The sequence below is a fragment of the Comamonas testosteroni genome (genome assembly GCF_014076415.1).
In the GTDB taxonomy this organism is placed as follows: Bacteria; Pseudomonadota; Gammaproteobacteria; order Burkholderiales; family Burkholderiaceae_C; genus Comamonas; species Comamonas testosteroni_F.
On record NZ_CP043568.1, the window covers coordinates 4,209,533 to 4,223,078 of the forward strand.

Annotated in this window: 11 protein-coding genes; 3 read left to right on the forward strand and 8 right to left on the reverse strand. The window is 61.5% G+C overall.

The features are described from left to right. Positions 1-12: 12 nt before the first annotated feature. The gene (locus F0P97_RS19395; RefSeq protein WP_182283572.1) at positions 13-1,032 is read right to left on the reverse strand and encodes a DHH family phosphoesterase; all 1,020 of its coding nucleotides are present in this window, start codon (positions 1,030-1,032) and stop codon (positions 13-15) included. A 337-nt stretch (positions 1,033-1,369) separates the two neighbouring features. Between F0P97_RS19395 and F0P97_RS19400 the strand changes: the two genes are divergently transcribed. Then, positions 1,370-2,566 (forward strand): M20 aminoacylase family protein, encoded by a 1,197-nt coding sequence (locus F0P97_RS19400; RefSeq protein ID WP_182283573.1) that lies wholly within the window; start codon positions 1,370-1,372, stop codon positions 2,564-2,566. 65 nt (positions 2,567-2,631) lie between these two features. On the opposite strand, the gene F0P97_RS19405 is transcribed toward F0P97_RS19400, so the two are convergent. Together F0P97_RS19405 and ylqF are read right to left on the reverse strand one after the other, a co-directional pair. After that, on the reverse strand, positions 2,632-4,917 hold the full coding sequence (locus F0P97_RS19405; protein WP_182283574.1) for a putative bifunctional diguanylate cyclase/phosphodiesterase: 2,286 nt from the start codon (positions 4,915-4,917) through the stop codon (positions 2,632-2,634). Between the two features lie 156 nt (positions 4,918-5,073). Beyond that, positions 5,074-6,027, reverse strand: coding sequence for a ribosome biogenesis GTPase YlqF (gene ylqF / locus F0P97_RS19410; RefSeq protein WP_182283575.1), 954 nt, complete (start codon positions 6,025-6,027; stop codon positions 5,074-5,076). Between the two features lie 123 nt (positions 6,028-6,150). On the opposite strand from ylqF, the gene F0P97_RS19415 reads away from it, so the two are divergent. Continuing rightward, the gene (locus F0P97_RS19415) at positions 6,151-6,375 is read left to right on the forward strand and encodes a hypothetical protein (protein ID WP_182283576.1); all 225 of its coding nucleotides are present in this window, start codon (positions 6,151-6,153) and stop codon (positions 6,373-6,375) included. Then, the gene (locus F0P97_RS19420; protein ID WP_182283577.1) at positions 6,372-6,590 is read left to right on the forward strand and encodes an oxidoreductase-like domain-containing protein; all 219 of its coding nucleotides are present in this window, start codon (positions 6,372-6,374) and stop codon (positions 6,588-6,590) included. The genes F0P97_RS19415 and F0P97_RS19420 overlap by 4 nt, the downstream gene beginning before the upstream one ends. A 17-nt stretch (positions 6,591-6,607) precedes the next feature. On the opposite strand, the gene F0P97_RS19425 is transcribed toward F0P97_RS19420, so the two are convergent. From F0P97_RS19425 to F0P97_RS19445, 5 genes are all read right to left on the reverse strand, one after another. Continuing rightward, on the reverse strand, positions 6,608-8,263 hold the full coding sequence (locus F0P97_RS19425; protein ID WP_232537992.1) for a methyl-accepting chemotaxis protein: 1,656 nt from the start codon (positions 8,261-8,263) through the stop codon (positions 6,608-6,610). 157 nt (positions 8,264-8,420) lie between these two features. Continuing rightward, complete coding sequence (gshA, locus tag F0P97_RS19430) at positions 8,421-9,947, reverse strand: glutamate--cysteine ligase (RefSeq protein ID WP_182283579.1); 1,527 nt, start codon at positions 9,945-9,947, stop codon at positions 8,421-8,423. A 317-nt stretch (positions 9,948-10,264) separates the two neighbouring features. Next, the gene (locus tag F0P97_RS19435; protein ID WP_034376464.1) at positions 10,265-11,176 is read right to left on the reverse strand and encodes an SDR family NAD(P)-dependent oxidoreductase; all 912 of its coding nucleotides are present in this window, start codon (positions 11,174-11,176) and stop codon (positions 10,265-10,267) included. Between the two features lie 799 nt (positions 11,177-11,975). Beyond that, complete coding sequence (locus tag F0P97_RS19440) at positions 11,976-12,956, reverse strand: LysR family transcriptional regulator (RefSeq protein ID WP_182283580.1); 981 nt, start codon at positions 12,954-12,956, stop codon at positions 11,976-11,978. Positions 12,957-13,134: 178 nt separating this feature from the next. Then, positions 13,135-13,536 (reverse strand): TIGR02444 family protein, encoded by a 402-nt coding sequence (locus F0P97_RS19445; RefSeq protein ID WP_182283581.1) that lies wholly within the window; start codon positions 13,534-13,536, stop codon positions 13,135-13,137. Positions 13,537-13,546 lie beyond the last annotated feature (10 nt).

Genomic DNA, 13,546 nt, shown 5'->3' on the forward strand with positions numbered 1-13,546 from the left:
GATTTTCTGGAATTACGCAGACTTGGGCGTTTCGCGAATCCACTTGCCCTCTTCGTCAAACTGCAGGCTGGGAGCGGCCAGGAAATCGTACTGCGCTTCGGGGTCGGCCTTGAGCTCGCCCTGCAGCAACTCCACCAGGCGCTCATTGCCCATCTTGAAGCCACAGGCCTGGGCGTGACCGCCGCCTCCAAAGCTCTCGGCCAGAGGAATGCAATTGAACTCCGAGCGCGAGCGCAGGCCCACCTTGGTGCCCTTGTGATTGGCATGCCACATGAGGGCAAAGCTGCCACTCTGGCGCGCCAGCAAATCACCCACCTGGCTGTGGAACATGCCCGGGCAGTTGACCATCAGGCCCTGCATGCCGTTGAAGATCAGCACCTGGGCGCCGTCGGCAATATCGGCACAAAGCTTCTGGAATTTCTCGTCCATGGCGCCGCCACGGGCCATGTAGACGGTTTCCTGCTCGGGCGTGAATGCCGCAATCTCGGCCCAGCGCTCAAAGCTGCGCACGGGCTCCATGTCCAAAGCCGCGAGAAACGCCGCGCTTTCGGGGAATTCCCATTTCCAGATATCGCGGTCCTCGATGTAGCGAATCAGGCCGGGAACGGGCTTGTCGGCCTGGAAAAACTCCCAGGCCAGACGGGCGCCGGACTTGCTCATATCGAAATGCACCACGCCGCATTGGCATTGGTAGCCGCTGAGTTTCTCGGCTGCGCTCTTGTGATGGTCCAGCACCACGAGCTTGGCCACGCGCGACTCGATCTCGGCCATCAGCGTGGGTTCGAAGGCAAAGTCCAGTACATAGACGGCGCGACCGGTCAGATCGCCCAGGTCGTCGGCCGTCTGAATCTCGCCGTGATCCAGACCGCGAAACTCGGCCTGACCTTCATAGAACAGCCAGGCCGCCAGCGCCGCGCCGAAGCCGTCGGGGCAGCGACGGCCATGGTAGAGGATGAGAGGGTTGGGATCGTTGCGATCGGGGCGCACCAGCAACTGCTGGAACAGGGAAATTTTGGCGTTCTGTGCGGTCATAACCCGGTATTTTCGCCGGTTGCGCCGGAACGAGGCGACGCACGGGGCATTGCGGTTTCACGGCTGACTGCATCTGCCAGGTATTTTGACCTGCCAGACACGGCCAGCAGAGCTCATCCGGCCGCCCGCAAGAGGTCTCACGCCTGGTAAGTCACCGCTTGCTTTTTTCCCGGTTAGCACAAGCGCTGAAATCCCTGATTTCGGTATCTACCTAAGCCCCCACTCTTCGCATACGCCTATGATGGGGGTCTTGCTATTGAAATGCTGCGGTCACCGGCAGGCCCGCAACGCTTGCCTGCCACGACAGTTACAGCGCTGGGTGCTCCGCGGCCCCTGTATGCGATCTACACCCGATATCACTCCTCACCTCGGTACGCTGCTCAGTTTTCGCCGCGACCTGCACGCCAATCCTGAGCTCAAATACGAAGAGCACCGCACCGGCGACAAGGTCGCCGCATACCTCACGGCCCTGGGCCTGACCGTGCATCGTGGCCTGGGCCAGACTGGCATTGTCGCCAGCATCTACGGCAAGGGCCGCAGCAAGGACAACCCCGGCCGCAGCATCGGCATCCGCGCCGACATGGATGCCCTGCCCGTCACGGAAATCAACACCTTCGGGCACATCAGCCAGAACAAGGGCCGCATGCATGCCTGCGGCCACGACGGCCACACCACCATGCTGCTGGGAGCCGCCACCACCCTGGCTCAGCAGCCCGACTTTGACGGCACGGTACACCTGATCTTCCAGCCAGCCGAAGAAGGAGGCGCTGGCGCCAAGGCCATGATGGACGATGGCCTGTTCGACAAATTCCCCTGCGAAGCCGTGTTTGCGCTGCACAACTGGCCCTCGCTGCCGGCCGGCCAGATGGCCGTTCGCGTTGGCCCCATCATGGCCTCCACCCTGCGCTTTCAGATCAGGGTCCACGGCAAGGGCGGCCATGCGGCCATGCCCCACACCACGCTGGACCCGATTCCCGTGGCCTGTGCCATCGTCAGCCAGTTGCAGACCCTGGTCTCGCGCAGCACCGACCCCCTGGATTCGGCCGTGCTCACCGTGGGCAAGATCACCAGCGGCACCGTGGAAAACATCATTCCCGATGACGCCATCATCGCCGGCACCGTGCGCACCCTGAAGAAGGAAACGCGCGAGATGTTTGTCGAAGGCCTCAAGCGCATCAGCAGCCATGTGGCAGCCGCCCATCTGTGCAAGGCCGAATTCACGCTGCGCCCCGGCGCCTACCCCAACACCACCAACCACGCCCGCGAAGCCAAGTTCATGGCCGCCGTGATGCGTGAAGTGGTCGGTGATGACAACGCCTTTGACGATGTGCTGCCCGCCATGACCTCCGAAGACTTCGGCTTCATGCTGGAGGCCGTCCCCGGCGCCTACGGCTGGATTGGCAATGCCAAGGGCGACCAGCCCGGCGTGAGCCTGCACAATCCGGCCTACGACTTCAACGATGACAACATCGGACGCGGCTCCAGGTTCTGGGATCTGCTGGCACGTCGCTATTTTGAGCAGCCGGCCGCCTGACAACAGCCAAGAACTACGCTATTCATGGCTGATAGCCCTCAACCGGCAATGGTTGTGGGCTTTTTTCATATCTTGGCAGCGGCATCGGGCTCGCCCAGCACCTCGACCAGCCAACGCTGCTGCGGCATGGGCATGCCGAGCAGCATGCCCTGCAGCACGATGTCCGCGTTCCACTGCGTCAACTGCAGCGCCTGCTCGGACAGTTCCACGCCTTCTGCCACCACGCGCAGTTGCAAGCGGCGCGCCACCAGCAACATGGCCTCCACCAGGGCGGCATCTTTTTCGGAGCGATGGCTGCCGCTGACAAAGCTTCTGTCGATCTTGAGTTCCTGAATCGGCAGGTGCTGCAGGCTGTACATGCTGGAATAGCCGGTCCCGAAGTCATCGAGAGAAATCTCTATGCCCAGGCCGCGCAGTGCCAGCATGCGCCGGCGTGCCTGATCCAGATCTCGCAGCAAGGTGCCTTCGGTGATCTCCAGTGTCAGCTGGCGAGAATTGGCACCGGTTTCCCTCAAGACCTTGTCCAGCGTGGCCATGAAGTCGTCATGCGCAAATTGCTGAGCGCTGACGTTGACCGACAGACGCAGTCCACGCTCTGCCATGGCCGGCCTGGCCAGCAGCATGCAGGCCTGACGCAGCACCCAATCGCCCAGACGCACGATGAGCTCGGACTCCTCGGCCACCGGAATGAACTCTCCCGGGCTTACCAGCCCCCATTCGGGGTGCTGCCAGCGCACCAGCGCCTCGGCACCCACGCAGTGGCCATGTGCATCGGTCTGGCTCTGCAGATACAGACGCAACTCCCCGTCGGAGATGCCGTGGTACAAATCTCTGGCAATGCGCACGCGCCGATACACATCCTGGGCCATGCGCGGCTCGAACAGCACCACACTGCCCGGACCGCCCAGCTTGGCCTCATGCAAGGCCACACTGGCAAAACGCAGCACGTCATGGCTGTTGCCACCTTTGATGGCCGGCTCCAGCACCGCACCGCCAATGCAGCAGCTGACAAACTCGGTTTCCACCCAGCTATTGAGAGAAAAGGGCTTTTGCAAGGCCTTCTTCAAGGTCTGCGCATACAGCAGCAGTTGCTCCTCCACGCCCTGGACATGCTTGTGCAGGTTGTCGAAGACAATGGCAAACTCCGCAGCCGCGATACGCGCAATCCAGGCATCGTCGGGCAGCACCTCGACCAGTCTGGCCCCCATGGCCTGCACCAACTCGTCGCTGTGCTGCATGCCATGCACATCGCTGAAGACGGAAAAGCGATCTACGTCCAGCAGCAGCAGGCCATGACTGACATCCTGCCGAACCAGGGCCAGTTCGCGCAGATGCAAGGTCAGCGAATGGCGGTTGGGCAGACCCGTGAGCGGGTCCAGGTAGACCAGGTCGTGGATGCGCCGCTCGGCCAGCACGCGCTCGGAGAGATCGCGCTTGAGCTCCACATAATTGACCACCTCTCCCTGCGGCGTGCGAATCGGCGTCACCTGCACCGATTCGCGCAAGGCCTCGCCCTTGCTGGTGCGATTGGTCATCTCGCCGCGCCACAGCGAGCCCGTGGCCAGCTGCTTGAGCGCGCGCTGGCGGTGACTGCGATCCATGCCCATGGTGGATACCAGTTCGGTAGACTGGCCGAGCACCTGCTCGCGCGTATAGCCCGAGCGTAGCAGAAAGGCCTCGTTGACATAGATGACCTTCAACTGCGGGTCGGTGATGACGATGCTCTCGGGACTCTGTTCGACCGCCCGATAGAACTTGCGCAGCTCGTTCTGGCTGGCCTCCAGCGCCGCCAGCATCTCCTGGCTTTTCTGTACGCGCCGTCCCAGGCTGGCTCTGGCCTGCAGGCAGATGATGAGCACCAGCATCATCATGCCCAGCACATGGATCAGTGCCAGCAGATGCTCGGTGGCAGACAGCGCCGCAGAGGGCATGCCGATCTGCTGAGCCAGCCACCACAGGGCTGCGACGACGAGGGTGGACAGGAGCAGCATCGCCAGGGCGGCACGCGTGCCCTGCACCCAGACCGCAACCACCAGCCAGGCCGGGAAAGCCATCACGGCCGGCCCATAAAGCCCTCCCGTGTGCCAGGCCCAGAGCAGGCTCAGCAGCCAGTTGCCCCAGACAAAACAGTACACGGCCCAGGCCCACTGCCTGGCCTTGGCCAGCCCCATGCACAGCAGCGACAGCAGCATGACGCCTCCGGACAGGGCCAGATCCATGTTGTCCACCGCAGGCGCGAGCAGCCAGACCAGACTCATCAAGACGCCCAGGGCCCACATCCAGAGACAGCCCAGCCACACCATGCGACGCATGGGCAACCGGTATCTGGCCTCGACAAAATGACGCCGCATGCAAGCCCTTCAGCATTCAGACTGGATGACGAATGCTAGGGGCAGTTGCCAATTAGTTCAATTGTCTGGAGAGCCAGGTCTTGAAAACCCAGACACGCGGCCTGCCCGGCTTGAGCGCATGCCAGCCATGGCAGCATCGGGCTTGTCGTCAGCAGCCTAACGCTGCTGCTGCTGCCGCCGCGCGCTCCGGCGCGCTTTGGTCTGGGCGTCCTTCCTGGCCTGGCGCTCCGCATCCTTTTGCCGGCCCTCGGCAAGCCAGGCCTCGAATTCGGCCGGAGTCTCCAGCGTGATGCGGCCTATGCTCAAATCACGGAAGTCGGTCAGCACCAGCTCGGCCGCCTTTTGCAGATTCACGCGACCGCCGCTCATCACGGCACCACGCTTTTTGCCGATCAGCGTCAGCAGCTCGTCATCGTGCAGTGCTGCGATCTCCTCGGCCGAGATTCCCAGCTTGTAGCGCGCCTCCAGCATGGGAGCGTAGTGCTTTTGCAGATACAAAAGCAGCTCCAGAGCCACCAGGTCTTCGTCATAGGCATTGCGCCCCACGGCTCCGCTGGCAGCCAGGTTGTAGCCGCTTTTCTCCACGATGATGCGCGGCCACAGCATGCCGGGCGTGTCCCAGAGGTAGAAGTCGTCGGCCAGCACGATGCGCTGCTCCAGCTTGGTCACGCCGGCCTCATTACCGGTCTTGGCCTGGGTCTTGCCACTCATGGAGTTGATCAGCGTGGACTTGCCCACATTGGGTACGCCACATATCAGCACGCGCATGGGCTTGGCCAGACCGCCGCGCGAAGGCGCCAGCAGCTTGCACTGCTCGATCAGGCGCTTGGTGGGAGCGGGTTCCGAGGCATCCAGCGCAATGGCGCGCGTCTCGCTCTGGGCGTTGTACCAGTCCATCCAGGCCTTGGTCTGGACCGGATCGGCCATGTCCTGCTTGTTGAGTATCTTCAGGCGCGGCTTGTGGCCCGTCATCTCCTGCAGCAAGGGGTTGGCGCTGGAGCCGGGCAAGCGTGCATCCAGGACCTCGATGACCACATCGATTTCCTTGACGCGCTCCGTGATGGCCTGACGCGTCAGATGCATGTGACCGGGAAACCATTGGATGGCCATAAGCGGAGATCTTTCTTTTTTGCAGGGTGTGGGCGCGCAATGGGCGCAAACACCCTTTTATGTCAGTGAATTCAGGCGCGCAAGGATAATCTCCCTCTGCTTTTCTGACCTGCCAGCTCGCTTATGCCCCTGCCCTCCGCCCCCCAAAAGTCCAAAGCCCGCAACGAAGTTCTGATCAAGGGCCTGACGATTGCACTGATCGGCATCATCATCTTGCTGGCCCCGGTGTTCAAGCCTGAAAGCGGCATTGCCCAGCTGTTTGCCCAGTCCCATATCGTGGGCTGGTTCGCCCTGGTGCTGGGTCTGGCCTTCATAGCCCAGTTTCTCTGGGTTCGCTTCAAGAAATGAGCGATGCGGCCCTGCTGCAGCCGCTGACCCAGGCTCGCAGCCAGATAGCGCTGTGGCAGCAGCGCGCCGCAGCAGCGGCGGTGACACTGCGTCAGCCGCCGCCCGAGCCCACGAGTTGCTGCGGGCGCGGCTGCAACGGTTGCGTCTGGGAAGGTTACTACGGTGCGCTGACTTTCTGGCTGGAGGATGCGGCCCAAGCCCTGACCGCCGCCTGAAACCGACTACTCGGGATTTATGCCATTTCGGCTTCCAGCGCAGCCAGGCGAGGCACATGGACTTCTTTTTCCATGACATCTACCTCGATATCGGCGATCTCGTTATCCAGCGCTTGATAGTCGATACGGAAGCGCCCCGCCCCGGCCTCCAGCCTTTGCGCCTGATGGAATAGCTCGCGCGCTGCCGCGCTGGACTCTGCCACCAGACCGGCGTTCTGGCTGGTCATGTGGTCCAGCGCCTGCACCGCCTCGCTGATCTGTGCGATACCCTGGTTCTGCGCCTGAGCCGCCTCGGTGATCGATGCGATCAGACCGCTGACCGTGCGCACATCGCGCACGATATGCTCCATGCGCTGGCCGGCCTGCAGCGCCAATGTCTGTCCCGACTTCATCTGCTTGGTGGAGTGTTCCATGAGATGGCGGATCTGCTTGGCCGCTTCGGCACTGCGCTGGGCCAGCTCGCGCACCTCGGCCGCCACCACGGCAAAGCCACGGCCCTGAGTGCCTGCCCGCGCCGCCTCCACGGCGGCATTCAGTGCCAGGATATTGGTCTGGAAGGCAATGCCGTCAATCACCCCCACGATGGCCGCCACCTGCTGGCTGCTTTGCGCCATGTGCTCCATATTGCGAACCACCTCCTGCACCACGCTGCCTCCGCTGGCCGCCGCCTCGGCGGCGCTGCGCGCGCTCTGGTCGGCATGGCGCGCACTGTCGGCCGAATGGGTGACCAGGGTGACCATGTTTTCTATGCTGCTGACCGTGGCCTTGAGTTGCTCTGCAGCATGGGCTGTGCGATCGGAGAGATCGCTGTTGTCCTGTGCCATCTGGCTGGATGCGGCAGCCACTGCCTCCACGCCCCCCTGCACCTCGCCGACCAGGCCACGCAACTGCCGAGTCATCAGCGCCAGCGACTGCATGAGCCGACCCAGCTCGTCGCTACGCCCCGTTGCCGGCGGTGCATAGCTGAGATCGCCCGCAGCAATGGTCTGTGCCAGCTGCACCGCCTCGCTCAAGGGCGTGGTGATGGAGCGAATCGTCGTCAGCGACAGCAATGCCCCCACCAGGCCCATGAACAGGCCCACGCCCACGGCCATGCGCTTGGCGATGGCGGTTTGCTCGCGGCCATGCTGCTCGGCGTCCAGGCGCTGCTGCTGCTGGGCATCGATAAAGGCATCCTGCGCCTGGACATAGCGCCTGGAAGCGGGGATCAGTTGTTCGTCCACCAGCTTCTGCGCCTCCCAGGCCTTGCCCAGATCACGCGCCTGATAGGCCTGCTCGTAGATATCGAGCACTGCCTTGCGTTCCTGCTCCACCCTGGCCAGCCCGCTGCGATCGACGTCGCTCTGAGCCTCAGCCTGCACCTGTTGCTGCAGACCACCGGCATGTTGCATCAGCCCACGCGCTTTCTGCGAGAGCTGAGCAATCAGATGCTCTTCCGAAGAGAGCACGCTGGCCAGCGCCGCCTCCACGCTCTGCAGCGTCAGCGCCTGCCAGCGCAGCGCAAGATTGATGCGCTTGTCCGTGGCCTGAACAGCGGCGCTGACCCGCTGCTCCACATTCTGCAGATAGCTGAACAGGCCGCCTGCCACCAGCACATTGCACAGCAACAGCCCCAGGAACAAGGCCCACATCTTGCGAGCCACCGATAGGTTCTGGAATTTCTTCAACAACATGAGCACACCGCCGATCAAGCGCGGAGCGCAGTGCTCCGCTGATCGTTACGATATGAAACACAGATGACAGTGACGTGACAGCCGCAGCACCGAATGCAATAAAAAAGCGCCTGCAACCCAGAGATTGCAAGCGCCCCCAGCTATCAAATTCCAAGAATTACAGCAGGCTGGCTGGATCCATATAGCGCTGGCGCCACTCTTCGAACGTCATGGTGTCGGCAGCCTCGATGGCTTGCTGCGCGGTCACCGACTCCTGGCTCATCTGCTCGTAGCGTGTCTGCTGCTCGGCCGTCCAGGGCATGGCCAGCAAGGCATCGCGCGCCTTGGCGGACTGCATGGTCATGAAGTCTATGAAACGGTTGTCATAGGCGCCGGTAAGCTCCTGCAGCACATGGGCCGAGGGCGTGGACTGCGCATCCTGCACGCGAGCCAGGGCCTGATCCAGCGCAGCGCTGTAGTCGCTTGTGCCGTGCGCAGCATCCAGCGCCTGGGCATAGGGACGGCATTGCTCGAGCACATCCTGTGCCCAGTCGGTCAGCAGCACCTGCTGGCCGTTGCGCACCAGCTTCAGGCCCGGCTCGCGGCCCTGCTCCGCGGCCAGATGCTGGTTGTGCTTGAGGTCGGCAATTTCCTGGGGCGTGTCGTCGGGGCTGTCGCTGTACAGGCAGTGCAGCAGAAAGACGTCGATCATGCGCATGGTGGCCGGGGCAATGCCCACGGTTTCATAGGGATCGATGTCCATGAGCCGCACTTCCACATATTCCACACCGCGCTCGCGCAGCGCGTGAAGCGGGCGCTCGCCGCTCTTGACAGTACGTTTGGGGCGGATGGTGCCGTAGAACTCGTTCTCGATCTGAAGCAGGCCCGTGCCCAGCTGGTTGTAGTCGCCACCGGGGTTCCTCACGCCCAGTTGCTCGTAGGCCGGGTAAGGACGGGTCAGCGCCTCATGCAGCGAGTCCGCATAGCCGTCGAGTCCGTTGTAGCTGACATTGATGCTGGACTGCGCGTCGCTCTGATAGCCCAGGCGTCCCATGCGCAGCGATGTGGCATAGGGCAGATACAGCGCATGCCTGCCATCGCCCAGCGGTTGCAGGCGATGCTCACGCCCTTCCACAAAGCAGGGACACAGCGCGGGAGAAGCGCCATACAGATACAGCAGCACAAAGGCGTTGCGGCGGAAGTTACGGATCAGCGCAAAGTACTGGTCGCTGCTCACCCCAGGCAGCGACCAGTTGTAATGAATCCCCGAGATGGTCTGCATGCGGCGGCCATAGCGGTGGCCCAGACCCATGCGGTACACACTCTTGGAACGGCCCGAGTGCGAGCTGCCATAGCGGCCCAGCGGAATCGTCTCGTCCGTAGGCAGGCGGCAGGGCATGCTGGAGTTCCACATCAACTCGCCGCTTTCGCTGAGGTTGCGCAGCACGAACTGATGGACTTCGGTCAGCTCGTCCAGACATTCCTCGACACCCAGGCGTGCGCCGGTGATGAGTTCCAGCTGGGACTCGCTGTAATCGGTGGTGATGTGCGGGTGCGTGAGAGCCGAGCCCAGTTCCGCAGGGTGCGGCGTCAGGGCCAGCGAGCCCGTGGCCAGTGCCCGCAGCCCCTCTTTCTCGATGCCGCGACGAATGCCCAGCAGCCTTTCGGCGGTGGGCATATTCACGGCGGCCTGCGATGTCTTCATTGTTCTTACCTTCTTAGTGAAGACGCTGACGACAAACTTCGTCTGCCCAATCGCGCCCAGACGGCGAATGATAGAGAAACAAGACGCAACGCGATGGCGGCTGGCCGCTTAACCACGTTTTTCGGCCTGTTGAGCTGCCAAGAGCCAGGGCCTCTGCCAGAAGTTTGTCAGGTTAACAGCAACCCAAACATGAGCACATGCTCACTCCAAAACAGAAAAAGCCCTCGCGAGAGGGCTTTTTTCAGCTGTGCTAATCGCAACCGCCAGCCGCTCTTGCCGCTCGTACAGGGCCAAAAATGCGGCGACTTTGGCCTTGATCAATGTCCATGCGCTTTCATGGCCTTGCCCACTTCCACCTGTCCCTGGACGGCGCCGCTGGCCGGCACCTGCTGGCCCTCGCTGGCCGTGACCTCGGCCAGGCGCGCGGCCAGCTCCTCGGGGACGGTCTCGCCCATGCCCAGATAGATACCCTCGGTCATGGTGATGTGCGCCGCCTCGAAACCGCCGGCGCCGGCACAGACAATGGTGCGCGTAGGCGCGCTCTCGTGCGCCAGCACCAGCATGGCGGGCACCACGGCCTCCGGCTTCAGGGCCTCCAGCACCGGCTCGGGCAGCAGGCCCGCCGTCATGCGTGTGGCCGCCGTGGGAGCCAGCGCATTGACCCGGATATTGTGCTTGGCCCCTTCGATGGCCAGCGTCTGCATCAGGCCCACCTGGGCCAGCTTGGCCGCGCCATAGTTGGCCTGGCCGAAATTGCCGTAGAGGCCCGTGGACGAAGTCGTCATCACGATGCGGCCATAGTTCTGCTCCTGCATATAGGGCCAGACGGCCTTGCAGCAATTGGCCGCGCCCATCAGGTGCACGTCGACGACCAGGCGGAAGTCCGCCATGTCCATCTTGGCAAAGCTCTTGTCGCGCAGAATGCCGGCGTTGTTGACCAGAATATCCACGCGCCCCCAGGCCGTGATGGCCTGCTTGACCATGGCCTGCACGGCTTCGAAGTCGGTCACGGAGGCCGCGTTGGCAATCGCCTCGCCGCCCGCCGCACGGATTTCATCGACCACCTGCTGCGCCGCCGTGGCCGAGCCGCCCGAGCCGTCCACCGCGCCGCCCAGATCGTTGACCACCACCTTGGCGCCGCGCCTGGCCAGCGCCAGTGCATGCAGACGCCCCAGACCGCCGCCCGCCCCCGTCACGATGGCCACACGACCTTGAAAATCCATTGCCATGATGTCTTGCTCCTTGCTTGTGCATTGATGCGGCCACTTTAAGCGCCCATGCTGCAGCGCAACGTAGCGTTTGCGACTGCCTGCGGGTAAGTCAGGAGAATGCTACCAATATGAAAGCATCCACCGCAGGTTACAAATTGATTTCAATAAGAAAAGCATTCAAATTTCAACATTAACAATCGCTACAAGCTATATCTCTAATAGCAAACATCGGTCATCCACAATCGCTGCTCTGGGTAATTAAAGTCGTAAACACAGGCCGAGCATCCATGCGCCTTCCAGAGCATCACTTGCGCAGCCCTGTCGAACTAAAGTCGTAAACACCCTCCAGAGTCCATAAAAACGGACACCTACAAAAGACCGCATTCGTCAAATTTTTTCAAGTTAACGCCTTCCAGGTGGTTCGCTGTCAAGAATTTGATAGTGCCAATCTCCCGGTTACCTGACCGCTGTGTCAGCCGATTGACTCTCCCTTGGCCAGAGACTGCTGCAAGCGCGATCGGCGTCTCGCAGATGGCCGGTCCACTCAGGACGGAGTGAACGGAGGTGTGCTCAGCCAGGCTGCTTGCCGATCTCGTGCATGCTATCGCCGACTTTCAGCAATACCACATCAGTACTTTCTGAGCTTCAGCGGAGTCCCCCTGTCCTTGCTTCATGTCCCGCCGGAGGCAGTCGTTGCGTTGCATTGATCAGTTGAATCCACGCTCAACACCTTGAGGATGAAAGTGCCTGATTTATTCGGCAAGAACGTGCGCAATCAGCAGGGATCTGACAACCATCTAGAAACCGCTGGTCAGAATCACACCTGATGCTCTAGTGCGCATCCAAACTGATAGCAAACATTGCAGAAGCAATGACCATCATTGCCCTCCTCGTTAAAGCGCGATCTTTTAAGACTTGTCCAACTCACCAATGCATCGCTGAACTTCTTTGCTGCAGGAGACAGTGAATGCGCGGAATGAAGCACCAGCACGACTTCTCGCTCCACTCGAGGTTGGGAAATGGGCTTAAGCACGAGCCCCATCGACTCCGAAAGGCGGCGGGTAGAGCCCGTCAGAACACCTACACCTAGTCCCCCTGCAACCATACCGACAACGGTCAGCGGCAGTGCAACTTCATGCACGTATTTCAGCGACACGCCTTCACTAGCCAGAGAAAACTCCAGCGCCGTTCTTACCGGATTTCCCTTGCGAGACCCTATCAAGGGGTGTTTTTGCAATTCCTTCCAGGTCACGCTTCTTTTTTTCGCCAAAGCATGGTCATGCGGCATCACGGCAAAGAAAGGTTCTGACCACAGTGTTTTCATAGACAGATCTCCATGGTCACCAAATGCCGTACCCACGCCAAAATCCACAGCACCGCCCTTGACCATCTGGATGACATCGTCCTGGGTAACATCGAGCAGCTCAATCTTGATGCCCGGATGCATCTCGCAGAAGAACTTGACCATTCGGGGAAGCACCAGAGCCGCCTGCATGGAAGAAGCCGCAATCGAAACCCGCCCCCTCTCCAGCGTCTTGAGCTGCGCTGAGCCGTCGAGCATGGCCGCCAGATCTGCCAGTGTTTTGCGCGCCAGCGGCAGTATCTGCATGCCGCCCTCGGTCAGGCGCAGCATGCGCGTGTGACGATCAAAGAGCTTGAGGCCAAGCAACCCCTCCAGTTCCTTGAGTTGCGTGCTGATGCTGGACTGCGGCAATCCCAGCGATTCACCGGCTCTGGTGAGACTACCCTCCTCAGAAACCGCGACGAACACTTCCAGCTGACGTAGGGTAATCGACATGTATTTATCGCCAAATCATATGAATCGGCAATGAATATATAAGCCCTCGATAGTTTTACAAAGCTTCACCTTCTGCCAGCATTAACTCATCCCCGTGACGAAAGGGCTTCGTCGGGCCGGTTTTCCTAAGCAGGAGGCCAGGATGCTGTGCTCTACCCTAATATTCTCAAGGGGAGCTTCAGATCTTGCAGCCAGCGGCACTCGCCGCAGCAGATCGAGCCAGGTATTTATCGAGCCACTCACAGAGCATCCCCACTTGCACGCGTTCGGCTTGCAGCTCGGACGCTTGAATCCGGGCTCTGAGCTGCGCAGCATCGCTCACCCGCTCCATCATGGGCTTCAGCGCACGGCGAACCTGACGCAGTGGCTGCACCACCTGCGCACGCCAATCGCGCACGCAATCATCAGCCTCTTGCCTGTCCCGGGCATCGAGCCGGAATCCACGAGCCTGCAAGCATTCGCAGAAAAGCTCCAGAACCACATCCACCCCGCGCTCGTCCTGCTGCAGCAGCAGCTCAGCCGCACGACCGGGAACCGCATAGCGCTCACCGATTTCCTTCCAGGCCTGTTCCGGGGTCATGGCTTTCATA